The sequence below is a fragment of the Mesocricetibacter intestinalis genome, assembly GCF_004363295.1.
Taxonomy (GTDB): Bacteria; Pseudomonadota; Gammaproteobacteria; order Enterobacterales; family Pasteurellaceae; genus Mesocricetibacter; species Mesocricetibacter intestinalis.
The window spans coordinates 1-26,254 of sequence record NZ_SNYQ01000001.1; the positions used below are offsets into that span (position 1 = coordinate 1).

Sequence of the window (26,254 nt, forward strand, 5' to 3'; positions counted from 1 at the left end):
AACAAGGTAAAGGGAAGGGGAGCTAAGCTCCCCTTTGTTTATTTTAGGTAAGGTAAGCGCTTATGGAAAAGTGCGGTCGAAAAAGCGAAAGTTTTGCAGGCAGGGAGAGAACATGGTTACGGCAATTTGTAATCAGGAACATTATAATTGCTCGAAAAACTTTCGCTTTTTTGCTTAAGCGCAGATTTTTAATTCCAGCGTACTGTCGCGAATTATATCCAGTACGGATTTCGGCGGCTGCATATCGGTGAAGAAGTAAGCCACATCGGTAATTAACCCCAGTTTAACAATGGCATGGCGGGTAAATTTGGAATGATCGGCGACCAACAGTGTTTCTCTGGAGCTTTCCATAATAGCCTGTTTAACCTGCACTTCATGAAAATCGTAATCCAGCAGCGAGCCGTCCAGATCAATGCTGCTGATTCCTAAGATTCCGTAATCCAGACGAAACTGCGAGATAAAGTTTACCGTAGCGCCGCCGATTATGCCGCCGTCTTGGCGTAACGAACCGCCGGCCAGGGTGATCTTAAAGCTTTCATTCTGCATTAAAATATGGGCGGCATTTAAATTATTGGTAACGATGCGCAGATTTTTATGATTTAGCAAAGCATTGGCTACCGCTTCGGGGGTTGTTCCGATATCAATGAAAAGGGAGGAACCGTCCGGGATTAATTTTGCCACTTCTTTGGCAATCTGATTTTTTTCCTGAGAAAAAAATTGTTTGCGATCGCTGTAGTCGCTGTTTTCAGAACTGGAAGGGGAGGCGGCACCGCCATGGTGGCGACGAATCAGGTTGCTTTCGGCAAGTTCGTTCAGGTCGCGTCGAATGGTTTGCGGGCTGACTTTCAGTATGGAAACCAGTTCTTCGGTGCTGATGTAGCTTTGCTGTTTGACTAATTCGACGATTTTTTTATGGCGGATAGATTGCTTCATAACGGCTCCTTGAGCAATAAGGGATAAACCTTCGACATTCTAATGGAATTCAGGGGTACTTGACAACGCAATCTACTCATTGACTAAAGGTCGGGTTTTATTATTTTTAAGTATTTTTTTGCCATATAAACAGCCTAAAACAATGCCGCATAGAAGACCGCCTAAATGTGAATACATGGCCACATAAAAGCGGATAAGCGGAGAGGAAGCCAGAAATCCCAGCAATACCGAGACAATAATCATTACATTAAAGCCCAGGGGCAGATTAAATAAGTTATCTTTCGCCGCGGAATTAGCCGCACTGACAAAGCCCAATACCGCATAGACTACGCCGGAAAGACCGAAAAATTCCGTAGATAATCCCCAATCCTGCAGAGCGGCGCTGATAACCCCGGAGATAATATAGATCATCACTAGAGCGGGAGTACCGACCCGGCGTTCTATCATTGCGGCGAAGATCCACCACCATAACAGGTTGAACAGAATATGCGGATGATTCAGGTGTACCACCGTATGACTGAGATAGCGCCAAATCTCTCTTTTTTCTTCGGGGGAGTCGGGATAATGGAAAGTTTGGAAAATCTCGTTCTGGTAACCGATGTTCTGCAACAGATAAATCAGCATACAAAGTAAAATAATGAAAAGCGTAAATTTCGTCTGTTTTATTCCGATCAGCAAATTTAACAGAAAATTTTTATCGGTTTTAACGGGAATGCTGTACTTCAGGCTGCGAGTATCGCCGCGCAGCCAGGCTGCCTGCTCGTAGCGAGAATCCGTCGGGTTACGAAGAAAATCTTCACTTTCGCGGCAGATTGCTTCCCTGTCTTCATTTTCGATATTGTCAGGTAAGTAAACGGCGGTGAAGCTTTGATTCCATCTATCCCGTTCCTCTTTGATAAGCAGCTCGACGGCATAACGCAGACGGATATAATCTCTGAATTGTAACGCTAATGCGGGAAATTCGCTTCTAAACAGACATTGCATTTGTTATATTCCTTTTCTAGTTAGTTAACCTGAGGATAAAAATGGAAAATAAAGCAATGCCGGAGAAATTCAGCCGCTTCAGTTGGGCATTAGCCGGGTTTTGTCTGCCCGTGCTGCTGTGGCCGCTAGCCTTGTTGATTTCACCGAGTTTACTTAAAAACCCCGGACTAAGTGATTTTCAGCTGACATCAATGTCCGTTTTCCTTTGGATCTATCCTTTTCTCCTGGCGATTACTGCTCGTATTTTATTTAAGCTGCATAAACGTAAACCGCATCGTGCCAAGCAGGGGCTGATTATAAGTGCGGTGGTTTTTTACGCCTTTTTATTTTATCTCGTTTCGGTCGGTTTTTCAGTATAGGCGGTTGTAAGGGGTAAGCCTGCATTTACCCAGGCCTCGAAACCGCCGCGCAAACTATATACCCGATCGTAGCCCTGCTCGGTTAAAAAAGCCGCTGCGCCTCTGCTGCTGATACCATGGTAGCAACTGACAATAATAGGTTGATCATAATCAAACTGATCCTGAAAGCTATTGTAACTTTGTTGCGTCAGATGAAAGGCACCCTCGGCATGGCTATAATTAAAGCGCAGTAAATCGCGGATATCCGCCAGTACGGCATTTTCCTGGCGCATCATCTGCCATGCCTGCTGCGGCGTAATCTCTGTAATATCTTGCATATTAATAATCCCTTAGGGTAAATTTAGCGGCTTATATATAACAGCTGCCTGATTAATCCCCGCCGTTAATGTTGAGAGCTTATTCAGGAGCCTGGGTGCGCAGCTAACTAATTGCGTAATATAGCAATTTTTGATGTGGGATAAAATAGCAAAAAGGGATTAAACGCGCTTCTATTATGCCGGGATTTACTCCCCCCGCCGGCTGAGGGTAAAAACTGTTTTTTGATCCGAACAACTCACAGTATAATGGGGCGGATTTTCATCAATGGGAAAGGATGTATATGCGCAAACAACACAAGCTTCTTTTGACCCTGGCCGTAACCATGCTATCGGCCTGTTCCTTATCTTCTTACCTTCCTTTTACGGGAGCGGATAAACCGGTGATTAATCTGAGCGAAGAAAAGATTGATCAGAAATCCTATGCGGTTGCTTATTCAGCTACCCTGCAGACTAATGGCGGCCGGGTAAACGAAGATTATGATGTGAATTCTTTCGCCAGCGGTGCGAAAGACTGGTATGCCGGTGCGATTCTGGTTCCGCTTGAGCAAATTAAAGCAAAATTAACCCAGGGTATCGATACTAATGTACACGCCTATTACAGCGGTGTAGTATTCGCTTCCGAGTTACAGAATAATTTCAGTCGTCTCGGCGGAGAAGGTTGTTGGGGAAAAATCGATCGTCCGAGTATGACCCAGGGCATCTATGATGCCATGCTCGATCTGAAAAAAGGTAAGCCGCGTGCGGAGGACGATGAATATCTGGTGCAAGGTAGCGAACAATTGTTAAAGGTATGTAAATAAAGAGATATTTTGCCGGTAAGTATGGACTTACCGGCATTTTCATATATTTTTTAAATATTATGCTGAATGCATTAAGCTATCCGTGATTAATGATTATCGATGAGGAAACAAATGTTTAATTTATCCGAAAGTAACATTCATTTATCCGCCCGTGCGGCGAATAAACAGGAGGCCATTGAGCAGGCGGCAACGGCGCTGGAACAGGCGGGTTACGTTGAACAGGGCTATTTACAGGGGATGCTGGATCGGGAATTACAAACCTCCACCTTTTTAGGCAACGGCATCGCTATTCCGCACGGTACGTTGGAAACTCGCGCCATGGTGAAAAATACCGGCGTTCAGATTTTTCAGTTCCCGCAAGGGGTTGAATGGGGGGAGGGAAATATCGCTTATCTGGTGATTGCGATTGCCGCCCGTTCCGATGAACATCTGGCTTTGTTGCGCCAGCTAACACATGTCCTTGGTGATGAAGAAGTTGCGCAAAAACTGGCGACCTTGCAGGACGTAAAACAATTTCACAAACTGTTAAACGGACAGGAAGAGGTAAAGATTAGTGCGCAAAATATTAGCCTGAATGTGGATAGCACCAGCCTGCTGACCTTGACTGCGGTAAATGCCGGTCAGTTACAGCAACAGGGCGCGGTGGATCGGCAGTTTATCGCCGAAGTGATTGCTAATGCCGCCTTACCTCTGGGTAAAGGTTTATGGCTGACCGACAGCCTGAGTGGAAACCTGAAAAATGCTTTGGCTTTCAGTCGTCCGAAAGCGCCCTTTGAGCATAACGGAAAATCCATTGGCGGTGTTTTAACTATTGCGGCGAAAGATGAGCAAATTAATTCGGTGCTGGCCCGTTTATTGGAAACCCGAGTACAGGATATCCTATTGCAGGGCGACGACGCACAGATTGTCGCTGCTTTGAATGGCGAACAGCAGAGCGCTCCGCAGGCGCAGGCGAATACCTCGGAGACGGTGGCTGTACCTGTTGGTGCGGTTATAGGTACCTTTACCCTGCGTAACGAACATGGTTTGCATGCACGCCCGAGTGCCGCCTTAGTGAATATAGTCAAACAGTTTAACGCTAAGATTACGATTGAAAATATTACCCGAGGTACGGCGCCGGTCAGTGCGAAAAGCCTGATGAAAATCGTGGCCCTGGGGGTTACCCAGGGACATCGCTTGCGGTTTGTGGCGGAGGGAGATGACGCGCGAGCCGCTATTGAAGCTATAGGACGGGAAATCGCCGCCGGACTGGGCGAAGCGGTTTCCGCAGCGGCTCCACAGCAGCCGGACAGTATTGAAGAAAGCGGCAGCGCACAAATGCAGATGGCGGTAGATGAAAAAGAGGAACTACCGGCGGACAGCGTCGAAGGCGTATTTGTTATTCTGAACGAACATGGTTTACATGCTCGTCCTAGCGCCCTGTTGGTAAATGAAGTGAAAAAATACAACGCATCGGTGGCGGTACAGAACCTGGATCGGGAAAGCCAGTTGGTGAGTGCCAAAAGCCTGATGAAAATCGTGGCGCTCGGCGCGGTGAAAGGGCATCGTCTGCGTTTCGTCGCCACCGGCGAAGAAGCCCAGAAAGCGATTGAAGGTATAGGTGCGGCCATTGCCGCCGGTCTGGGCGAATAGGAGAGCAAGATGGCAAAAGTTGCAACCATTACATTAAATACCGCCTATGATCTGGTCGGTCGTTTAAAGCGTATTGAACTGGGCGAGGTTAATACGGTGGAAACCTTAGGTTTGTTTCCTGCCGGTAAGGGCATTAATGTTGCCAAAGTGTTGAAGGATCTGGGGCTTCCCGTAGCAGTGGGCGGATTTCTGGGTGAAGATAACCAGGGGGATTTTAAACAGATGTTTCAGTCCCTCGGCCTGGAAGACCGATTTCATCGAGTGGCGGGTAAAACCCGTATTAATGTAAAAATTACCGAAACGGAAGCGGAGGTTACCGATTTAAATTTCCTCGGCTATGAGATTAATCCGACAGACTGGCAAAACTTTGTGGCGGACTCTCTGGATTATTGTCGCCATTTCGATATTGTGGCCGTATGCGGCAGTTTGCCGCGCGGCGTTACCCCCGAATTATTTGCCGATTGGCTGCAAGGTTTAGGCCAGGCCGGGGTGAAAGTGGTTTTAGATAGCAGTAACGCCGCATTGAGCGAGGGATTAAAAGCCAATCCTTGGTTGGTGAAACCCAATCTGCGCGAACTGGAGGCCTGGGCGGGAAATACTTTAGCAAGCTTGGAAGAGGTTATTGCGGCAGCGAAAAAGCTAAAAGCGCAAGGTATTGCCAATGTGATTATTTCTATGGGAGCTAAGGGTTCCTTATGGCTGAATGACGCGAGTATTGTTCGCGCTCAGCCGCCGCAATGCGAAAATGTGGTCAGCACCGTCGGTGCGGGGGATTCCATGGTGGCGGGATTGATTTACGGTCTGACGCATCATTTATCGCAACAGGATACCTTGGCTTTCGCCAGTGCGGTTTCCGCATTTGCCGTTTCACAAAGTAATGTTGGGGTCAGCGACAGCCAATTACTGGCACCCATTTTAGAACAGGTTAAAATCACCACGATTGAAGGATAGCTCAATGAATATTTTTCTTACACCCTCTCATAATCTCGGTAAAGCCAAGGCTTATCTGATCCAGCAAACGCTGGGGGTTGCGTTGAAGCAACGGGGACACCAGCTCGTAGATAGTGCCGATACGGCGGAACTTATACTTGTTTACGGTGATAGCCTACCTAATAATGCGGCCTTTAACGGCAAAAAATTGTATCTGGCCGATGCGGCTCGGGCGTTCGATGCACCGGAAGCCACCCTTGAGGAGGCCTTATCGAAAGCCACGGATTATATTGCGGCAGGCGCTGCCGCTACCGAAGATCCCGCTTCAACTACTGCGGTAAAAAATATCCTTGCGGTAACCGCCTGTCCGACCGGCGTGGCGCATACCTTTATGTCGGCGGAAGCCATTACGGAATATGCCAAACGCCAAGGCTGGAACATTAAAGTGGAAACCCGCGGTCAGGTGGGGGCTAAAAATGTGATTTCGCCGGAAGAAGTGGCGGCGGCGGATCTGGTCTTTGTGGCGGCGGATATCGACGTAGATTTGAATAAATTCAAAGGCAAACCTATGTACCGCACTTCCACCGGTTTAGCCTTGAAGAAAACCGCACAGGAGTTTGACAAAGCTTTCGCCCAGGCGAAGGTTTATAGCGGTGAGGATGCAAACGACAATGGCGCGGAGTCGGCGCCGGGAGAGCAAAAAGGTCTGTATAAACATCTGATGACCGGGGTTTCGCATATGTTACCGCTGGTTGTCGCCGGCGGCCTGCTTATCGCCATTTCCTTTATGTTCGGTATTGAGGCCTTTAAAGACGAAACCATTGCCGGCGGCTTGCCGAAAGCCTTAATGGATATCGGCGGCGGTGTGGCCTTCCATTTAATGATTGCGGTATTTGCCGGTTATGTGGCTTTTTCCATTGCCGATCGTCCCGGTCTGGCGGTGGGATTAATCGGCGGTATGCTGGCGACTACTGCGGGAGCGGGGATTCTCGGCGGCATTATTGCCGGTTTTCTGGCCGGCTATGTGGTGAAGTGGCTGAACGATATGATTGTGTTGCCCGCCAGTTTGGCCTCGTTAAAGCCTATTTTGATCCTGCCTCTGTTCGGTGCGGCTATTGTCGGCTTGGCAATGATTTACCTGATTAATCCGCCGGTCGCGCAGATTATGGCGTCGCTGTCCGCCTGGTTGCAGTCCATGGGCGAGGTGAATGCGATTATCCTCGGCGTGATCATCGGTGCGATGATGTGTACCGATATGGGCGGCCCGGTGAATAAAGCGGCTTATGCTTTCTCCGTCGGTTTAATCGCCTCAAACGTTTATACGCCGATGGCGGCGGCAATGGCGGCCGGAATGGTGCCACCGCTCGGTATGGCGATTGCCACCTGGCTGGCACGGGCGAAATTTAACAGTAATCAGCGCGATGCGGGCAAGGCCTCTTTTGCACTGGGATTATGTTTTATTTCCGAAGGGGCGTTGCCTTTTGTGGCGGCGGATCCGGTGCGTGTTATCGTTTCCAGCATTATCGGCGGTGCGATTACCGGGGCTATCTCAATGAGTTTCGGTATTATGCTGCGGCCGCCTCACGGTGGCTTATTCGTGATTCCGCTCGTATCTCAGCCTTTGATGTATTTGGCGGCGATTGCCATAGGTTCCGTGGTTACCGGTGTGATTTATGCCCTGATTAAACCGAAGAACGGCGCATAACAACTCGAATTTGGCTAAACTAAAAAACCTTTGTCGATGTACAAAGGTTTTTTTACATCCTTTATCCGGTCGGAAATAGGGTGGGCGACAAGGGGAGTTATACCCCTAGTTGCTTTTGGACAGGGGGCGCTCTTTTGTTGAAAATAGCGACAAAATAGGGTGAGGTTCCGGTTCCTCGGTTGATTGCGAGGGCGTTTGGTATTAAAGTAAGCGGGTATGTTTCATTAATAAATAAGGAAAAAGTATGAAATCAGATAAACCGATTGAATGTACCGGCTGCAATACTTTTGATGTGGGTTCCATTCTGGATAACAGCGAATTGGACGTAAATGTGGAAAAGATTTTCGCCGATAAAGAAGCAGCGGAACAAACACTTGCACAGCTGATCCGTAAAGCGCGCGATACGGAAAGCGAGCCGGCACAAATCCGTAGTGAAATCTCTGCAGTGGAAGGCGGTTATAAGCTCAATGCGAAATTTACCTTTAGCTGCCAGGCGGAAGTGGTTATTTTTCAGCTTGCCACCCGTTCCATTTAATCCTGCATAAGTAAAAGTGCGGTGGAAAATCATCAAGTTTTTTGGCCGCTTCTGATTCAGGGCTTTTGCCATTACTGCCAGGATATAATTCGCCCCGCATACCTAAGCCGGTTTGCGGGGCGAATTGTTAGCGAGGCTTATTTTTCAGCACTTATTTTTTCAACGCGCCCATAATACCGCGCATAATCTGTTTAGTTATTTGATTACGGATATTGCGCCCCACGGATTTCGCCACACTATTGACGATCTGTTCGGTCGGCGTTAATTTTTCGCCCCGTTTCTGGCTGCCGAATAACATCCGGCTCAGGCTGCCGAATAAACCGCCCTCTTCTTCTTCCTGTACCTGTTGCGCCTGTTTTTGCGCCACAGCCTCGAGGTTTGCCTGTTGTGCCAACATTTCAAAGGCGGAAGGATTATCTACATCATCACGATAATAAGGATACAGCTCGTCATCCTGTACCCACTGCCGGCGCTGTTCTTCGCTCAGGGGATCAAGGCGGCTTTTCGGCGGATAAATCATGGCGATTTCCACGGCGCTCGGGGTACCTTTTTCATCTAAAAACGAAACCAGTGCCTGCCCTACGCCTAATTCGGAGATAGCTTGAGTAACATTGATATTCGGGTTGGAACGAAAGGTTTCCGCAGCCGCTTTCACAGCTTTCTGATCACGCGGAGTAAAGGCGCGCAGGGCATGCTGCACTCGATTGCCCAACTGCCCCAGAACGGTGTCGGGCAGGTCGAGAGGATTCTGGGTAACAAAATAAATCCCCACCCCTTTGGAACGGATTAAGCGCACTACCTGTTCCACTTTATCCACTAGAGCGGCGGGCGCACCGTCAAATAATAAATGGGCTTCGTCAAAGAACATAACGAATTTCGGTTTATCTCTATCGCCCACTTCAGGTAGGCGTTCGAACAGTTCCGCCATCAGCCAGAGCAAAAAGGCGCTATAAATACGCGGCGAATTAATCAGTTTCTCCGCATTTAAAATATTGATCACGCCGCGACCTTCATAACTTTGCAACCAGTCGTCCAGATTTAGTGCAGGTTCGCCGAATAATTTCGCACCACCTTCATTTTCCAGTGTTAAAAGAGCCCGCTGAATGGCGCCAACGCTGGCCGCCGATACATTACCGTATTCCACCTGAAAGGTTTTGGCATTGTCCGCAATATATTTCAGCATGGCTCTCAGATCTTTCAGATCGATCAGCAATAAACCTTTGTCGTCCGCCACCCGGAATACCAGATTAAGCAGCCCTTCCTGCGTTGCATTCAGATTGAGTAAGCGCGACAGCAATAACGGCCCCATTTCCGAGATGGTGGTTCGCAGAGGAATACCGCTTTCGGCAAAAACATCCCAGAAGGAAACCGGATAACCGCTAAAATATTCTTCAGCACCGAGATTGAATTGGGTTACTCGTTCGGCGATTTTTCCTTTCATCTCGCCGGCTTGGGTCAGGCCCGATAAATCCCCTTTTACATCGGCCAGAAAGACCGGAATACCGTCATCACTGAATGCTTCCGCCATTTTACGCAGGGTAACGGTTTTTCCCGTTCCCGTTGCACCGGCAACCAGACCGTGGCGATTTGCCATTTTTGCGCAGATGCCGAGTTTTTGCCCCTGTTCGGTTTGCGCCAGAAGATATTGAGCCATAATTTTTCCTTACTGATGTTGAGCTTTTTGCAGCATAATAAGAAAAAAATAAAGAGCGGTCAAAAATTACCGGATTTTTAATTTCGGCATATAAATATGCTATTCTTAGGGCTTGCGAATAAGTGCCGCAGATAAAGGGCTTACCCCCTTAGCCTAGGGATAAAACCAACGATAAACACAGAGATAAAAATATATTATGGACGTGCTTTGCCCCTGTTGTTCGGGGAAAACTTACGGCGACTGTTGCGCCGCCTTTCATCTTAACCGCCGGCACCCTGCCGATGCGGAACAATTAATGCGTTCGCGTTATTCGGCTTATAGCCTTTGCAATATTGATTATATTGTGGCGACGACGGTGCCCTCGCAGCAGCCTTTATTAGATCGGGAGGCTTTATATCAATGGGCGGAAACGACCCGTTGGGTGGGGCTTGAGGTGATTTCCCATCAGGGGGTCGCCGGGTCGGATATTCATAGTAAGGTCGAATTTAACGCCTTTTTTGCCGATGCGGAAGGCACCCGGACACATCATGAGCATTCGTTATTTGTGAAAATTCATGAGGCTTGGTATTTTGTGGATCCGACTTTGCCTTTGCCGGGAATGAAAAAACCTTGCTTTTGCGGTAGCGGAAAGAAATTTAAACATTGTTGCGGAGGATTGCTGTGAATCAATTAATACTTTTCCTGAAAGTATTTTGGGTTCGTTTTAATCAGAATAAACTGACCCAAGCGGCGGGTGCCCTGACTTACAGTACCATGTTGGCCATTGTCCCTTTAGTTATGGTTGTGTTCGCACTGTTTTCCGCCTTTCCGATGTTCAGCGAGGCTACGGGTGCGATTAAAGAATTTATTTTTAATAACTTTGCCCCCTCGGCGAGCGATGTGGTAGGCAGCTATATTGATCAGTTCGTTGCCAATACCAAGCAGATGAGCGCCGTAGGTATTATCAGCCTGATTATTGTGGCGTTAATGCTGGTTAATTCGGTGGATCGCGCCCTTAATGATATTTGGAATACGAAAAATCGCAGTGCGGTTTTTTCTTTCGCCATTTACTGGACCATTCTTTCCCTCGGCCCGGTGGTTATAGGGGCGAGTATTGCTGTCAGCAGCTATGTGGGATCGATAAGCGTATTTCGCGGGGATATTTTACCCTTCGGAATTAAATTGCTCAGTTTCGTCCCTTTCCTGCTGACCTGGTTAAGCTTTACCTTAATCTATACGCTGGTGCCGAATAAAAAGGTCAGCGTTTTGCATGCCGGGGCGGGTGCGCTGATTGCTGCGGTTTTTTTCACCTTGGGCAAAAAAGCCTTTTCCTGGTATATTCTGACCTTTCCGTCCTATGAAATGATTTACGGCGCCATGGCAACATTGCCGTTAATGCTATTGTGGATTCAGTTGAGTTGGGTTTTCGTGCTGCTCGGCGCACAGTTGGCTGCGGTTTTGGACGATATGCGTTCATTGAACAAAGGCGAGCTGGCAATTACCGATATTCAAGGAGCGGAGAGATTAGCGGCGACAGCGACGTCAGAACAGCTTTCAACATCGACCCAAGCGGAGAAACAACAATGATTGCATTAATTCAACGGGTAACCGAGGCGCGTGTAGATATTGAGGGAAAAACGGTGGGGCAAATCGGCGCCGGATTACTGGTTTTACTGGGCGTCGAAAAGGAAGATGATGAGAGCAAAGCCGAGCGTCTGGCGGAAAAAGTGCTGAATTATCGCATTTTCAGTGATGAACAGGGAAAAATGAATCTCAATCTTTGCCAGTCCGGCGGCAGCTTGCTGGTGGTTTCGCAGTTTACCCTGGCGGCGGATACGCACAAAGGATTGCGCCCGAGTTTTTCCAGAGGTGCGCCTCCGGAACGGGCCAAAGCGCTGTATCAGCATTTTATTACCCGATGTGCGGAAAAAGTCAGAGTAGCGCAAGGCGAGTTTGCCGCCGATATGCAAGTTAGTTTGACCAATGACGGGCCGGTTACGTTCTGGCTGAATCTATAACCTGCCTTTAGCCTTGGCGGATGTTTTAGGTTTTTCTAGCGCATCGGTATTTTTTCTGATAAATTAATTTTCCGTTTCTTTGATCAACACACCGCAATTTTATTGATCATTTCTCATTATTCGGCCAGCCAGTTCAAGTCTTTGGCTGATTTTCAATCAAAGAAGGATGCTTATGATATTTAATACTTATGAAACAATAGCGCTTGCCTGTTTGGTATTGTTGCTAGGCTATTTTTTGGTAAAGCGGGTACGCCTATTAAGTCGGTTTAATATTCCGGAGCCGGTTGTCGGCGGTTTTCTGGTGGCGCTGATTTTGACCATTGTCCATCAAATCTGGGGAATGAGCTTCACCTTTGATACGGATTTGCAGCGTACTATGATGCTGGTATTCTTCTCCTCCATCGGTTTAAGCGCAAATTTCGCCCGCTTGGTGAAAGGCGGAAAACCTTTGATTATTTTCCTGATTGCCGCCGGTGTGCTGATTGCAATACAGAATACCGTGGGGATTTTCGGTTCTATGGCGCTTGGCCTTGATCCTGCCTATGGTCTGATCGCGGGATCTGTTACTCTAACCGGCGGACATGGTACCGGTGCGGCCTGGGCGGAGATCCTGACCGAAGAATTTGGCATTCCGGGCGCTCTGGAGCTGGCGATGGCTTGTGCCACTTTCGGTCTGGTATTCGGCGGTATTATCGGCGGACCGGTTGCCAGTTTTTTGCTAAGACGTTTGCATAAACAGGAAATTCCTGAAGATGAAAATGTAGATGATGTGGAAGAGGTGTTTGAAAAACCGGTTTATCGCCGTAAAATCAATACCCGTTCTATTATTGAAACCGTTACCATGATGTCCATCTGTCTGTTTGTGGGGCAGTATCTGGACGAGCTGACAAAAGGCGGTGCTTGGCGTTTACCTACCTTTGTATGGTGTCTGTTTACCGGTGTGATTATCCGTAATTCTTTGACCCATCTGTTTAAATTCAAAGTGGCGGACGAATCCATTGATGTACTGGGTACGGTGGCATTATCCATTTTCCTGGCGATTGCATTAATTTCGCTGAAGTTATGGGAATTGGCGGATCTGGCGTTACCGGTGTTTATCCTCTTGGTTATTCAGGTCGGGGTAATGGCATCTTTCGCAATCCTGGTAACCTATCGCATGATGGGTAAGGATTATGATGCGGTTGTACTGAGTGCCGGTCATTGCGGCTTCGGGTTGGGCGCCACACCTACGGCGGTAGCCAATATGCAGGCGATTACTTCCCATTACGGCCCTTCTCATAAGGCTTTTCTAATTGTACCTATGGTCGGCGCTTTCTTTATCGACTTGCTGAATAACTCGTTATTAAAAGTGTTTCTGAGCCTTGCCTCTTATTTACATGCTTAGGCAGGCGCAATGACAAAATACCGCATAAAAGTGCGGTATTTTTTTGCTAATTTTTTTTCCCCGTTTATACTAGCCCGAATTCGTTACGATTAAGGAATTATCATGCAGAGTTTAATCCCGTTCCATACCTTTGCTTTGCCGGTAAAGGCGAAACAGATTATTGAAATAGATAGTATTGAGCAGCTGCAACAGGCGTGGAATCAATGTGTCGAAGAAAAAATGCCGCTATTATTTTTGGGACAGGGCAGCAATGTAGTATTTGTGGAAGATTTTGCCGGTGCGGTATTCGTTAACCGCTTGCAGGGGATTGAGCACCGGCAGGATAAGGATTTTCATTACCTCCATGTATGTGGCGGTGAAAATTGGCATCAACTGGTGCAATGGAGTTTGGCGCAGGGAATTTATGGGCTGGAGAATTTGGCTTTGATTCCCGGTTGTGCAGGTTCCGCACCAGTACAGAATATCGGCGCTTACGGAGTGGAATTTAAAGATCTGTGCGATTATGTCGAAGTATTGGATTTACAAGGCGGCAACCTATTTAGATTGAGTCGCGCGGAATGCGAATTCGGGTATCGCGATAGCATATTTAAACACCAATATTCACAGGGTTATGTGGTAACGGCAATAGGGCTGAAGTTAGCCAAAGATTGGCGACCGGTATTGCAGTACGGCTCCCTAACGGCACTGGATGCGAGCCAGGTTAGCGCACGACAGATTTTTGACGAGGTATGTCGGGTTCGGCGCAGTAAACTGCCTGATCCTAAGGAATTCGGTAATGCCGGCAGTTTCTTTAAGAATCCGTTGATTGAGGCGCAGGCATTTTCGGCATTACGGAAGTCTTACCCGGATATACCGCACTTTCCGCAGGCGGACGGCAAGGTTAAGCTGGCAGCCGGCTGGCTGATCGACCAGTGCGGTTTAAAAGGTTATCGTATCGGCGGTGCGGAGGTACACCGACAGCAAGCCTTGGTTCTGATTAATGCGGGAAACGCCTCGGGACGAGATGTGGTTCGTTTGGCCGCTCATATATGTAACGCGGTCGAAAATAAATTTGGCGTCCGTTTATCACCGGAAGTCCGCTTTATGGGGGCGCAAGGCGAACTGAATGGAGATCGCCTGATCGCTCAGGTATAAATTGTGATATTATCGTTGTTTCCGATTCGGGAGCAAAAAGATGGCTGAAACGCTTTATCTAAAAGGAATAACGGCGTTATAATAGTTCCGTTTCATTATGGATATTAACTGACTTATTTACTCGGAATATGAACTTTTTTCTCAGTAGAGAGTCTGATAATCCGTAAACCGAGATGTTTGTCCTCAGCCTATAGATAAGGGCGTGCATCATAACTAAGAAGGATAGTAATGAATAAAGATACACAAACCATGATGTTGGTTCCGCAAGGCAGCCTCGAGGGATATATCCGCGCGGCTAACGAGTATCCGATGCTGACGGCAGAGGAAGAGAAGGAATTGGCGGAACGTTTGTACTATAAAGAAGATCTTGAGGCAGCTAAAAAACTGATTCTGTCTCATCTTCGTTTTGTCATCCATGTGGCTCGCGGATACTCCGGCTACGGCTTGCCGCAGGCGGATCTGATTCAGGAAGGGAACGTAGGTCTGATGAAAGCGGTTAAGCGTTTCAATCCCGAAGTCGGCGTACGCTTGGTATCCTTTGCGGTACACTGGATTAAGGCGGAAATACACGAATATGTATTACGTAACTGGCGAATCGTAAAGGTTGCGACCACAAAGGCGCAGCGTAAACTATTCTTTAATCTGCGTAAAACCAAACAGCGTTTAGGCTGGTTTAACGATAATGAAGTAAGCTTGGTGGCGGATGAACTGGGGGTTTCCAGAGAAGATGTGATGGAAATGGAAAATCGTATGGCCGGTGCCGATTTAGGTTTTGATTTGCCGGTTGAAGATAACGAAGATACCTTTGCCCCTTCTCTATATCTGGAAGATAAGAATTCTAATTTTGCCGCAGAGTTGGAAAACGAGAACTTTGAAGCTCAGGCGGCGGATCAGTTAAGCAACGCCCTGCAAGGATTGGACGAGCGCAGCCAGGATATTATTAAGGCGCGTTGGTTAGATGAGAATAAAGCGACCTTGCACGAATTAGCGGCGAAATATAATATTTCAGCAGAGCGGGTTCGCCAGCTTGAGAGCAATGCACTGAAAAAACTGAGAAGTGCGGTAAGTTTTTAATTAATTTTTTTAAGCGATAAGACCAATACTGATATTGGTCTTATTTTTTTGCAGCAAGGGAAGTAATTGAAGATTACTGGCCGTAATAAGCGTTTTTGCCGTGTTTGCGTAAATAATGTTTGTCCAACAGCTCCTGTTGCATAGGTGCAAGCGCCGGTTGCAACTGTCGGCTAAATAGATTCATATAAGCGATTTCTTCTAATACCACCGCATTATGCACCGCGTTATCCGCATCGCTGCCCCAGGCGAAAGGCCCGTGAGAATGCACCAGCACCGCCGGCACCTGGCTCGGATCTATATTGCGTTCAAGAAAGGTTTCCACGATGACTTTGCCCGTTTCCAACTCGTATTCGGCGGCAATTTCCCGAGCCGTCATTTTGCGTGTGCAGGGAATGGGGCCGTAGAAATAATCCGCATGCGTCGTGCCTGCGGCAATAATATCTTCGCCTGCTTGCGCCCAAATAGTGGCATGGCGGGAATGGGTATGTACAATACCGCCGATGCTCGGAAAACGGCGATACAGTTCCAGGTGGGTCGGGGTGTCGGAAGAGGGTTTTTTATGGCCTTCGACGACTTCGCCCGTATGCAGGTCCACCACAACCATATCTTCCGCCTGCATGACATCGTATTCCACCCCGGAAGGTTTAATTACCACCAGTCCTTTTTCCCGATCGACGGCACTGACGTTACCCCAAGTAAAGGTAACGAGATGATGCCGGGGTAACGCCAGGTTTGCTTTTAATACCTTTTGTTTTAATTGTTCTAACATTGAAGACCACCCTCTTTCATTTTTTGCTCAATCCAGCGGCGGGCGTGAATAATTTCGCTTATTGGTTCGTCCGCCTTTTCCGTCCACATCTCAATCAGAAATGCGCCGCGATAATTTAATTGCGCAAGTATTTTAAAGCATTCGACAAAATTTACACAACCTTTGCCGAAGGGAACATCGCGAAATTGTCCGCCGTAATGGGGGCCGACCTTATAGGTGTCCTTTAAATGAATGGCGGAGATTTTATCGATACCGAGCCTTAACTGCTCCGCAACATTATCATTCCAGGCCGAGAGATTGCCTAAATCCGGATACAGGGTAAACCAGGGGGAGCGGATAAGACTGTCCCATTTTTTCCAGCGGCTAATCGAACTCATAAATTCCGTATCCATAATCTCCATGGATAGGGTAACCTGATGAGCCGCCGCCAGTTCTACCGCCCATTCCAATCCGGCCTGAAAATTTTGTTCCGTCCGTTTATCCCGGGGTTCGTAATAAACATCGTAACCCGCCAACTGAATTGTACGGATACCTAGATCAACCGCTAAACACAGGGCTTTTTGCATTATTTCGCGCGCTTTCTCCCGTATGGCGGAATCCCGGCTGCCGAATGGAAAACGACGATGGGCGGATAAACACATAGAGGGAATGGTGATGCCGCTATCTAGGATATGCCGAACCAGTTCGATACGCTGCGCTTTTGTCCAATCGAGGCGGGCAAGACGCTCATCAGTTTCGTCGATGGACATTTCGACAAAATCAAAACCGCAAACCTTTGCCGCCGACAGGCGATCGCACCAGTGAATATTTTTTGGTAAGGCTTTTTCATAAATACCTAATTTATGTTTTCGCATCGTTCCCTCCGTTGATTATGCGAGAATAATTTCTAACCCTTTGCCGCGTAATTTTTCGATTAGTACGGGATCCGCTTCTTTGCCGGTGATCAGCAGATCGATTTGCTCAAGACGGGTAAAGAGCAGGCCGACGGCATTGCCCAGCTTAGAACTGTCCAATAACACCACCAGCTTTTCCGCCCGCTGTGCAATCTGCTGTTCATAGGAGGCAATAAGCATATCTGTTTTATATAAACCGTTTTCCGTCAGCCCTTTACCGCTGGTAAACATAATATTGGCGGCGAAGTATTCGGGCGAAGCGTTGATGGAAAAGGTAATTTCCTGATTTTTATTGTATTGTCCGCCCATAATCACCACATTATCATGGTTGCTTTCAATCAGTCTGTTGGCCAAGGGCAGATAATTGGTGATAATCTGGATAGGTTTACGACGCAGGGCGGCCCCCAGGGTCATAATTGTGGTTCCGCAGGTCAGGATTACACTTTCGCTGTTTTCACACAGTGCAGCCGCCGCCTGTGCAATACGCTGTTTTTCTTCGGCGTGCGGAATCTGTACGATATGTTGAGTTAATGGATCCCGCTGCATATGGTGCAGGGATTCCACTCCGTTACGGATACGATGTAATTTACCCTGCTCATTGAGTTTAGTGATATCCCGTCTGACCGTTGCGGGAGAAACCTGTAAATATTCAATAAGTTCCGCCACAGAAAGAATTTCTTTCTGTGCCAGTAAAGCGAGAAGCTTTTTGTGCCTGATTTGTTCGTTCATGTTGTCATTTCCTTATGATACTATCCATGATTAAGCCTATAAGCCAACACTTGCGGTCAGCGCATAAGCGGTACTGCTATCGAAAAATAAAGGTCGTTAGTGAGCGTAAAAGTAAAAAAACCGTGAAAACAGACCGCACTTTCAACCCGCTACAGGTTGCAAAGTGCGGTCGAAATTTTAAAAGTTTTTACAGAATCGATTTAAAGGGTACGTTCGGTTCCTGTTCGAAACAGTCGTCGAATCCGCGCGGGTGATGGTACTCGATTAAATCTTTATCGCGCGGGTAAACGTATTTACCGCCGACTTCCCAGATAAAGGGATGGAATTTGTATTGCAGGCGTTCCTTGCGCATCCGGTACAGGGCGAGAATTTCATCGGTGCTGGCGGTAAAGTTTGTCCAAATATCGTGATGAACGGGAATCACCACTTTAGCGCGCAAACATTCCGCCATACGCAGTAAATCCACAGAGGTCATTTTATCGGCGATGCCGACGGGGTTCTCCCCGTAACTCCCCAGAGCTACGTCAATTTGGTAATCTTTGCCGTGTTTGGCATAGTAAATGGAATAGTGGGAATCGCCGGAATGATAAATGTTACCTCCCGGGGTTTTAATTAAATAGTTTACCGCTTTCAGGCCCATTTCTTCGTCGCTCGGGCAGAGACCGTGCAGTTCGCCGCCGTTCTGTTCCGCACCGCGGGCCGGCAGGGTTACCAAACAGGTGCGATCGAAAGAATCCAGCGCGATTAATTCCAAATCCTTGATTTTTATACTGTCGCCGGGTTTTACCACCAAGCAGCGTTCCGGCGGCACCCCCCATCGGGTCCACATATCGACGCAGTATTGAGGGCCGATAAATTTCACATGATTCAGCGCAGGATTGTTGATAACGGCGGCTGCTACATTAACATCAATATGATCGTTATGATAATGGGTCGCGATAATCGCATCTACCTGATTGATGGCAAAGGGATCCAGTACCGCCACGGAGTTACGCAGATTCGGCTGCAACTTGCGTACTCCCGCCATATTGGCCATTTGATGCCCGCGTACCATATCCTTCACCCGTTTCGTCGCTTTACCTCGTCCGCACCATAAATCAATGCACAGATTGGCATTACCCGGAGTTTTCAGCCATAGCCCGACGCAGCCCAACCACCACATGGCTACGTTGCCTTCCGCCACTTCTTCCTGTTCGATTTCTTCATTCAGCCAGGTGCCCCATTCGGGGAAGGTGGATAGAATCCAACTCTCTCTGCTGATTTCGTTTACTTTACTCATTGCTTATTTCTCTCCTTGAAAATAATCAGCGAGAATCGTAATTGGTCATTTTTTTTTGTAAAACTTACTTTTATTTATTTGCGATCTAGATCGCAGTTTATAAAAAATTATGCCGTTTTATATTTTGTAATCTCGACCTATCACCAAATATGTTTACATTTTCCGGCGAAGGATACTTTAGAGTAGTGATTATATTTAATTTTTTAAACGAGGGAAAAATGTGATTCTAATCGCAATTTATCAATAATAATCTTCAAACCCCTTGACCGAGCCGCTATTATCTGCGGCGGTAAATTCCCTTATTCTTATTTAATAGTGCGATAGGTTGTTATTTATCGGTTTATACGGAAATATCAGAGGTTTGTCATGGAAATTTTATACAATCTTTTTCTGCAGTTTAATGTGCAGGTGTTATCCAAAGCTCCTTTACTGCTGGGGGTGGTGGCCTGTATCGGTTATTTGTTGCTGAAGAAAGAGGCAAGCGTTGTTATTAAAGGGACGATTAAAACCATCGTCGGTTTTATGCTGGTACAGGTGGGAGCGGGAACGCTGGTGCAGGGGTTTAAACCGATAATTGACAATCTGGCCAAATTTCATCAATTGACGGGCGCCGTGATCGACCCTTATACCAGTATGCAGGCTACTATTCAGACCATGGGTGAAAACTATGCCTGGGTCGGTTATGCGGTTATTCTGGCGTTGGGATTAAATATTCTCTTGGTGATCTTTCGCCGTATTAGCGGCATCCGCACCATTATGCTCACGGGGCATATTATGTTCCAACAGGCGGGGCTGGTGGCGGTGTTTTATATGATTATCGGCGCTTCCATGTGGGAAACCGTTATCTATACCGCCATAATTATGGCGCTGTACTGGGGCATTTCTTCCAATATTATGTATCAGGCTACGCAATCGGTTACCGGCGGTGCGGGTTTTTCTATCGGACACCAGCAGCAATTCGCTTCTTGGATTGCGGTTAAGCTGGCGCCGAAGCTGGGCGATAAAAAAGATAATGTGGATCAAATGAATTTGCCCAAATGGCTGCATATTTTTCACGACAGTATTTCCGCAACGGCCATAGTGATGTCAGTATTTTTCGGGATTATTCTGCTTTCTTTCGGTTTGGATAACCTGCAAGAAATGGCGGGGCAAACCCACTGGTCGATTTATATTCTGGAAACCGGATTGAAATTTGCCGTGGCGATTCAGATTATCGTTATGGGCGTAAGAATGTTTGTGGCGGAATTGTCCGAAGCCTTTAAAGGAATCTCCGAACGTTTGATCCCCAATGCGGTACTGGCTATCGATTGTGCGGCAATTTACGCTTTTTCACCGAATGCCATGGTATTCGGCTTTATGTGGGGAGCGATCGGACAGTTTGCGGCGGTTGCCCTTCTGCTTGCTATCGGCGCTCCCGTATTGATTATTCCGGGGTTTATTCCGATGTTTTTCTCGAACGCAACCATAGGTGTGTTTGCCAACCATTTCGGCGGCTGGAAAGCGGTTATGAAAATCTGCTTTGTCATGGGAATTATCGAAGTGCTGGGATCGGCTTGGATTATCCAACTTCTCGCTTCGCAGGGCGCCGTATTTAACGGTTGGATGGGTATGGCGGATTGGGCGCTGTTTTTCCCGCCGTTATTGCAGGGAATTGTCAGTATTCCGTTCTTTTTCTTTGTGATTTTAGCGGCGGCGGTGCTGTATATGGCTTATGCGGGTAAGAATTTGCGCGCAGCGGAAGCGGCGGCTCGAGCGGCAGGAAAAACCCTTGAACAAATGGAGGGCTATGGCGGCGATGACTTGCAGAATCTACAAGCGGATAGGGTTGCTCCCGCTTCGGTTGCCGAGGATATGCAGCGTCCGGTCAGAATTCTAGCGGTTTGCGGCTCGGGACAAGGTTCTTCCATGATGATGAAAATGAAAATTAAAGCCTATTTGGATAAACATAACATTCCGAATCAAATGGATTCCTGCGCGGTAACGGATTATAAAGGCAAGACGGACAACGTGGATATTATCGTATGCTCCCATCATCTTGCCGATGAAATCGTAGTAGGCGAACGGATTTCTGTGCTGGGCGTACAGAATATGCTCAATCCGAACTCTTTCGGCGACGAGCTACTGGCACTTATCCATAAGTATAGATAATTAAAGAGAATTATTGTTTCACCCGATATTTTCCCGGAAATATTTTTAATAAAACAGGAGAACTTATGCTAAAGGAATCTCTGCTTGAGAACGATTCGATTAAACTGAATCAACAGGCTGCAGACTGGCGACAGGCAATTAAAATCGGTACGGATTTATTGGTGGATTCCGGTGCGGTAGAACCGCGCTATTATGAGGCCATAGTGCGGATGATCGAACAGATGGGCCCCTATATTATTCTTGCTCCCGGCCTCGCCATGCCCCATGCCCGACCGGAAAACGGTGTTCTCAAAACCGCTTTCGCACTGGTAACCTTAAAACAACCGGTTTGGTTTGAGGGGGCAGACGAACCCGTATCCGTGCTATTGACTCTGGCGGGTAGCGATGCGGAAACTCATCTGGAAGGCATTGTCGAAATCACCCGGATATTTGACGATCCGGAAGCGGACAGCGGGGTAAATATTGATAAATTTTTAGCCTGCAACAGCAAGCAGGAGGTATTGCAAGTGATTGAGCAAGCTCTGGAGAATTAATCTTAGCAAAAACTGATGGGAAGATTGAGCAGCGAATAAACGGGGGATACCGGTTTCCGCCCCCATAATTTCATGGTAATGGAAGTCATGGGGCGGAGGAGGTTACGGGCGGTTTCAACCTGGTTTCAGCTCATCTTCTCAGCCTAGAAAAAGTATTTATTTTTTAACCGCACTTTTGTGCATTAACCGAACGGAAAAGGATATCGACATGAGTAAACCTTTACTTCAAATCGCATTGGACGCATTAAGTTTGGAAAAAGCCTTGTGCGATGCCAAACAGGCGGAAGCCTGTGTGGAAATTATTGAGGTCGGCACCATTCTGGCCTGTGCGGAGGGAATGAAAGCGGTAAGTTGCTTGCGGGCATTGTATCCGCAGCATATTTTAGTTTGCGATTTAAAAACTACCGACGGCGGAGCTATTCTGGCTAAGATGGCTTTTGAAGCCGGTGCGGACTGGCTGACGGTGTCCGCCGCCGCTCACCCGGCGACCAAAGCCGCCTGCCAAAAGGTGGCGGAGGAATTTAATTTAACCCGACAGCTGAAAGTACCGAAAGAAATTCAAATCGAAATTTACGGTAACTGGACAAATCAGGATGCCAAGGACTGGCTGACCTGCGGAATCACCCAGGCGATTTATCATCGCTCCCGCGATGCGGAGCTGGCGGGTAAAGGCTGGAACGAGGAAGATATCGAACGCATGAAAAGCTTATCCGACTTAGGTCTGATGCTGTCGATTACCGGCGGTATTGTGGCGGAGGATATTCATTTATTCAAACAAATTAAAAATGTAAAAGCCTTTATTGCCGGTCGTTCATTGCTGGGAGAGCGGGGGATATGGGAGGCGCAGGCGATTCGGAGGGAAATCGATAAATACTGGTAAAGGGTGCAAGATAAGCACCGAGGATAAAGGCTGCTCGGTAATATCAAAGGGAAATTAAGTGCTTTAGACTATTAGCTTTTAGCCCAATCTAGTGTAGAATTGAACGACATTTCACAGTCTGAATCAATTAGGAGTCTATATGTCAACACATCGTGAACTGGCGAATGCAATCCGTTTTCTGAGCATGGATGCCGTACAGAAAGCAAAATCCGGTCATCCGGGCGCACCTATGGGCATGGCGGATATCGCCGAAGTATTATGGCGCGGTTTCTTAAAACATAATCCGACAAATCCGAAATGGGCGGATCGCGATCGTTTCGTGTTATCAAACGGACATGGTTCCATGTTGATTTACAGCCTGTTACATCTGAGCGGCTATGATTTATCTATTGAAGATTTAAAACAATTCCGTCAGCTACATTCAAAAACACCGGGTCATCCGGAATACGGCTATGCGCCGGGCGTAGAAACCACTACTGGGCCTTTGGGACAAGGAATCACCAATGCGGTGGGTATGGCCATTGCGGAAAAAACATTGGCCGCACAGTTTAACCGCGACGGACATAAGATTGTAGATCATCATACTTATGTCTTCCTCGGCGACGGCTGTTTGATGGAAGGTATTTCACACGAAGCCTGTTCGTTGGCCGGTACCTTAGGTTTAGGTAAATTAATCGCCTTCTACGACGATAATAATATTTCTATCGACGGTCATGTTGAGGGTTGGTTCAGCGATAATACCCAACAGCGTTTCGAAGCTTACGGTTGGCAGGTGATCCCTGCGGTGGACGGACATGATCCTGAACAAATCGCACAGGCGATCAAACAGGCGCAGGCAGAAACCGATAAGCCGACCCTGATTATCTGTAAAACCATTATCGGTTTCGGCTCGCCGAACAAATCCAATTCTCACGATTGTCATGGCGCACCTTTAGGCGACGAAGAAATCGCATTAACTCGTAAAGCGCTAAACTGGCCTTATGCGCCTTTTGAAATTCCGGCGGATATTTATGCCGAATGGGATGCCAAACAAAAAGGACAGTCCGCGGAACAAGCCTGGAACGAAAAATTTGCCGCTTATGCAAAAGCTTATCCTGAGCTGGCGGCGGAATTTAAACGTCGGATGAACGGCGAATTGCCGGCGGATTGGGCGCAAAAATCCCAGGCCTTTATTGAGAAATTACAGGCTAATCCGGCAACTATTGCAAGCCGTAAGGCTTCGCAGAATGCGATTGAAGCTTATGCTCATATTTTGCCGGAATTTCTCGGCGGTTCGGCGGATTTAGCTAGTTCTAATCTGACCCTGTGGTCCGGTTCCAAACCTATTCGCGCCGATAAAAATGTTGATGGTAACTATATTAACTACGGCGTACGCGAATTCGGTATGTCGGCGATTATGAACGGTATCGCCTTACACGGCGGATTTATCCCTTACGGCGCCACCTTCCTGATGTTCTATGAATACGCTCATAATGCGGTACGCATGGCGGCGTTAATGAAACAGCGTTCCCTATTCGTTTACACCCACGATTCCATCGGTTTGGGCGAAGACGGTCCGACCCATCAGCCGGTTGAACAGACCGCTTCATTACGCTTGATTCCAAATTTGGAAACCTGGCGTCCTTGTGATCAAGTGGAATCGGCAATAGCCTGGAAAGCGGCGGTGGAGCGTAAAGAGGGGCCGAGTGCTTTAATTTTCACCCGTCAGAATCTGACCCAGATGGAACGCAGCGCCGAACAGTTGGCGAATGTGGCGCGCGGCGGTTATATTTTGCAGGATTGCGCAGGTACGCCGGATCTCATCTTTATCGCCACAGGTTCGGAAGTGGAATTGGCGCTGAAAGCGGCACAACAGCTGAGTGCCGAAGGTAAGCAAATTCGTGTGGTTTCCATGCCGTCCACCAATGTATTTGATAAACAGGACGCCGCTTATCGCGAAAGCGTATTGCCGGCTGCAGTAACTAAACGCGTAGCCGTTGAAGCGGGAATTTCGGATTTCTGGTACAAATACGTCGGCTTTGGCGGACGTATTGTGGGCATGCACAGCTTCGGCGAATCCGCACCGGCGGATCAGCTGTTCAAACTGTTCGGCTTCAGCGTAGAAAATGTGGTCGCTAAGGCAAAAGAAATTCTGTAATTTTTAACCGTACTTTATCTGCGAATTAGTTATTTTCAGGGACAAGCCGGCTTGTCCCTGATTTTTTGGGAGCAAAGCTATGAAAGATAAAACGCATATATTATTCGTCTGTTTGGGCAATATTTGTCGTTCGCCGATGGCGGAATATGTAATGCGGGATAAAATCAAACAGGCCCGCCTGGATAATTTGATTTCCTGTGCCAGCGCGGGTACCGCCGGTTACCATGACGGCGAAGATATGCATTGCGGTACGGCGGAAATGCTGGATTTACATAAGATTGACAGCAGCGGCTTCGTCAGCCGTAAGGTAAACAAGCAGGATTGGGATAGATTCGATTACATTATTGCAATGGATGACAACAATCTGCACGATTTACAGCACCTGTTCGGCGTTCATCCGCATAAACTGTTTAAAATCACCGATCTTTGTCCCGATCTCGGCATCGACCATATTCCCGATCCCTGGTACAGCGGCAATTTTACCCAAACCTATGAATTACTGGAGCAGTGCTGTCAGGCTTTATTAGTAAAACTGAAAAGCGAACGCGGCTTATAAGAATCTATACCAACAGTAGGCGGATATCCATATTACGAATGGCTTCCTGAGCGTTGGGAAGTAATTCCCGGTCGCAGACAATACAGTCGAATACACTTAGCGGGTAAAGCAAAAAGGTGGCGACTTTACCGTATTTGGAAGAATCCGAAACCAGAACTTTGCGTTTACTGACTTCGACAATGGCTTTCTTGACCGGGAGTTTATTTTCATCAGGCGTAGTGAGGCCTTTTAAATTCCAAGAGGAAGTGGAAATAAAGGCCGTATCAATGGAAAAATTATGTAAAAAACGGGCGGCCAGTTCGCCGACGGAGGAGCGGTTACGCTTATTGATCGAGCCGCCGATATGAATGAGTTCGCAGGCACTGTTAACCATCAGAAAGTTAGCAATTACAAAGTCGTTAGTGATTATACGCAAATCGCTGCGATGGCTAATCTGCTTGGCAATCTCCAGGGTAGTGGTACCTGCGTCCAGATACAGAGTGGAGGCTTCCGTAATGAGTTTGGCCGCTTCAATACCGATTTTTTCCTTCTGACGCTGAAACAGCAGCGATTTATCATCATGGGTCGGTTCGGCGGACAAATGCTCTAATAATTGAACCCCGCCCGAAACGGAAACCACTTTTCCTTCTTCTTCTAATTTCTGAATATCCCGCCGAATCGTCATATGCGAAACCTGCATAATCTGCACCAATGCGGCGATACTGATAATGTTCTGTTGGTTAATCAGGTTCAGAATCTTTTTTTGTCGTTCGGCGGGAATCATCTCTTTTCCGGTCTAGCTGTTTATTTTTGTGAAAATTATACGCTTTTTTCTTATCCCTATTCAATGTGCTATAGAAAATTATCAATAAATAACATTTAATAACATATTTTGTTAATTTTTGTGAGTTAG

The 26,254-nt window shown here is 47.4% G+C and carries 26 protein-coding genes; 17 read left to right on the plus strand and 9 right to left on the minus strand.

The genetic code is table 11. From position 1 onward, the window contains the following. Positions 1–174: 174 nt before the first annotated feature. The gene (locus tag EDC45_RS00005) at positions 175–933 is read right to left on the minus strand and encodes a DeoR/GlpR family transcriptional regulator (protein WP_133542202.1); all 759 of its coding nucleotides are present in this window, start codon (positions 931–933) and stop codon (positions 175–177) included. A gap of 72 nt (positions 934–1,005) precedes the next feature. After that, a complete protein-coding gene (locus EDC45_RS00010) occupies positions 1,006–1,917 on the minus strand; it encodes a rhomboid family intramembrane serine protease (protein WP_133542204.1) in 912 nt (303 codons plus the stop codon). A 41-nt stretch (positions 1,918–1,958) separates the two neighbouring features. Here EDC45_RS00010 and EDC45_RS00015 point away from each other — a divergent pair, with 41 nt between their 5' ends. Next, entirely contained in the window at positions 1,959–2,276 is a 318-nt protein-coding gene (locus EDC45_RS00015) for a DUF5389 domain-containing protein (protein WP_133542206.1), read from the plus strand. Here EDC45_RS00015 and glpE read toward each other — a convergent pair. Then, a complete protein-coding gene (gene glpE, locus EDC45_RS00020; RefSeq protein WP_133542208.1) occupies positions 2,246–2,593 on the minus strand; it encodes a thiosulfate sulfurtransferase GlpE in 348 nt (115 codons plus the stop codon). The two genes, EDC45_RS00015 and glpE, sit on opposite strands and share 31 nt — an antisense overlap. 281 nt (positions 2,594–2,874) lie before the next feature. Between glpE and EDC45_RS00025 the strand changes: the two genes are divergently transcribed. The 5 genes from EDC45_RS00025 (at position 2,875) to EDC45_RS00045 (ending at position 8,195) form a co-directional block, all read left to right on the plus strand. Beyond that, the gene (locus tag EDC45_RS00025; protein WP_133542210.1) at positions 2,875–3,393 is read left to right on the plus strand and encodes a hypothetical protein; all 519 of its coding nucleotides are present in this window, start codon (positions 2,875–2,877) and stop codon (positions 3,391–3,393) included. A gap of 111 nt (positions 3,394–3,504) precedes the next feature. Then, positions 3,505–5,025: a fused PTS fructose transporter subunit IIA/HPr protein gene (fruB, locus tag EDC45_RS00030; RefSeq protein ID WP_133542212.1), complete on the plus strand. Its 1,521-nt coding sequence runs from the start codon at positions 3,505–3,507 to the stop codon at positions 5,023–5,025. Between the two features lie 9 nt (positions 5,026–5,034). Further along, entirely contained in the window at positions 5,035–5,976 is a 942-nt protein-coding gene (gene fruK / locus EDC45_RS00035; protein WP_133542214.1) for a 1-phosphofructokinase, read from the plus strand. A 4-nt stretch (positions 5,977–5,980) separates the two neighbouring features. Beyond that, positions 5,981–7,660, plus strand: a complete 1,680-nt coding sequence (locus EDC45_RS00040) for a fructose-specific PTS transporter subunit EIIC (RefSeq protein ID WP_133542216.1) — start codon at positions 5,981–5,983, stop codon at positions 7,658–7,660. A gap of 244 nt (positions 7,661–7,904) precedes the next feature. Next, on the plus strand, positions 7,905–8,195 hold the full coding sequence (locus EDC45_RS00045) for a YfcZ/YiiS family protein (protein ID WP_133542218.1): 291 nt from the start codon (positions 7,905–7,907) through the stop codon (positions 8,193–8,195). A 151-nt stretch (positions 8,196–8,346) separates the two neighbouring features. Here EDC45_RS00045 and EDC45_RS00050 read toward each other — a convergent pair whose 3' ends face one another. After that, positions 8,347–9,849 carry a helicase HerA-like C-terminal domain-containing protein gene (locus tag EDC45_RS00050; RefSeq protein WP_133542220.1) on the minus strand — a complete coding sequence of 501 codons (1,503 nt, stop codon included), beginning with the start codon at positions 9,847–9,849 and terminating at the stop codon, positions 8,347–8,349. A 196-nt stretch (positions 9,850–10,045) separates the two neighbouring features. Between EDC45_RS00050 and EDC45_RS00055 the strand changes: the two genes are divergently transcribed. From EDC45_RS00055 to rpoH, 6 genes are all read left to right on the plus strand, one after another. Further along, positions 10,046–10,513, plus strand: a complete 468-nt coding sequence (locus tag EDC45_RS00055) for a YchJ family protein (protein WP_133542222.1) — start codon at positions 10,046–10,048, stop codon at positions 10,511–10,513. Then, positions 10,495–11,415: a virulence factor BrkB family protein gene (locus EDC45_RS00060; RefSeq protein WP_133542224.1), complete on the plus strand. Its 921-nt coding sequence runs from the start codon at positions 10,495–10,497 to the stop codon at positions 11,413–11,415. The genes EDC45_RS00055 and EDC45_RS00060 overlap by 19 nt, the downstream gene beginning before the upstream one ends. Then, positions 11,412–11,846 carry a D-aminoacyl-tRNA deacylase gene (dtd, locus tag EDC45_RS00065; protein ID WP_133542226.1) on the plus strand — a complete coding sequence of 145 codons (435 nt, stop codon included), beginning with the start codon at positions 11,412–11,414 and terminating at the stop codon, positions 11,844–11,846. Before EDC45_RS00060 ends, dtd begins: the two co-directional genes overlap by 4 nt. Before the next feature lie 172 nt (positions 11,847–12,018). Continuing rightward, the gene (gene gltS / locus EDC45_RS00070; protein WP_133542228.1) at positions 12,019–13,230 is read left to right on the plus strand and encodes a sodium/glutamate symporter; all 1,212 of its coding nucleotides are present in this window, start codon (positions 12,019–12,021) and stop codon (positions 13,228–13,230) included. 102 nt (positions 13,231–13,332) lie between these two features. After that, entirely contained in the window at positions 13,333–14,364 is a 1,032-nt protein-coding gene (murB, locus tag EDC45_RS00075; protein ID WP_133542230.1) for a UDP-N-acetylmuramate dehydrogenase, read from the plus strand. A 228-nt stretch (positions 14,365–14,592) separates the two neighbouring features. Then, positions 14,593–15,438, plus strand: a complete 846-nt coding sequence (rpoH, locus tag EDC45_RS00080; RefSeq protein ID WP_133542232.1) for an RNA polymerase sigma factor RpoH — start codon at positions 14,593–14,595, stop codon at positions 15,436–15,438. Positions 15,439–15,511: 73 nt separating this feature from the next. Here the strand turns inward: rpoH and araD are convergent, their stop codons facing one another. The 4 genes from araD to ulaG form a co-directional block, all read right to left on the minus strand. Beyond that, complete coding sequence (araD, locus tag EDC45_RS00085; protein WP_133542235.1) at positions 15,512–16,207, minus strand: L-ribulose-5-phosphate 4-epimerase; 696 nt, start codon at positions 16,205–16,207, stop codon at positions 15,512–15,514. Further along, entirely contained in the window at positions 16,201–17,061 is an 861-nt protein-coding gene (locus tag EDC45_RS00090) for an L-ribulose-5-phosphate 3-epimerase (RefSeq protein ID WP_133542237.1), read from the minus strand. Before EDC45_RS00090 ends, araD begins: the two co-directional genes overlap by 7 nt. Before the next feature lie 15 nt (positions 17,062–17,076). Next, positions 17,077–17,829, minus strand: a complete 753-nt coding sequence (ulaR, locus tag EDC45_RS00095; protein WP_133542239.1) for an HTH-type transcriptional regulator UlaR — start codon at positions 17,827–17,829, stop codon at positions 17,077–17,079. Positions 17,830–18,016: 187 nt separating this feature from the next. Next, positions 18,017–19,108 (minus strand): L-ascorbate 6-phosphate lactonase, encoded by a 1,092-nt coding sequence (gene ulaG / locus EDC45_RS00100; protein ID WP_133542241.1) that lies wholly within the window; start codon positions 19,106–19,108, stop codon positions 18,017–18,019. 366 nt (positions 19,109–19,474) lie between these two features. Here ulaG and EDC45_RS00105 point away from each other — a divergent pair, with 366 nt between their 5' ends. From EDC45_RS00105 to EDC45_RS00125, 5 genes are all read left to right on the plus strand, one after another. Further along, entirely contained in the window at positions 19,475–21,256 is a 1,782-nt protein-coding gene (locus tag EDC45_RS00105; RefSeq protein WP_133542243.1) for a PTS ascorbate-specific subunit IIBC, read from the plus strand. 65 nt (positions 21,257–21,321) lie between these two features. Next, complete coding sequence (locus EDC45_RS00110) at positions 21,322–21,789, plus strand: PTS sugar transporter subunit IIA (protein WP_133542245.1); 468 nt, start codon at positions 21,322–21,324, stop codon at positions 21,787–21,789. Between the two features lie 208 nt (positions 21,790–21,997). After that, entirely contained in the window at positions 21,998–22,669 is a 672-nt protein-coding gene (locus EDC45_RS00115) for a 3-keto-L-gulonate-6-phosphate decarboxylase UlaD (RefSeq protein WP_133542247.1), read from the plus strand. A gap of 139 nt (positions 22,670–22,808) precedes the next feature. Further along, a complete protein-coding gene (gene tkt, locus EDC45_RS00120; protein WP_133542249.1) occupies positions 22,809–24,806 on the plus strand; it encodes a transketolase in 1,998 nt (665 codons plus the stop codon). Between the two features lie 79 nt (positions 24,807–24,885). After that, on the plus strand, positions 24,886–25,362 hold the full coding sequence (locus EDC45_RS00125; protein WP_133542252.1) for a low molecular weight protein-tyrosine-phosphatase: 477 nt from the start codon (positions 24,886–24,888) through the stop codon (positions 25,360–25,362). A 4-nt stretch (positions 25,363–25,366) separates the two neighbouring features. Here the strand turns inward: EDC45_RS00125 and EDC45_RS00130 are convergent, their stop codons facing one another. Continuing rightward, on the minus strand, positions 25,367–26,125 hold the full coding sequence (locus EDC45_RS00130; RefSeq protein WP_133542254.1) for a DeoR/GlpR family DNA-binding transcription regulator: 759 nt from the start codon (positions 26,123–26,125) through the stop codon (positions 25,367–25,369). Positions 26,126–26,254 lie beyond the last annotated feature (129 nt).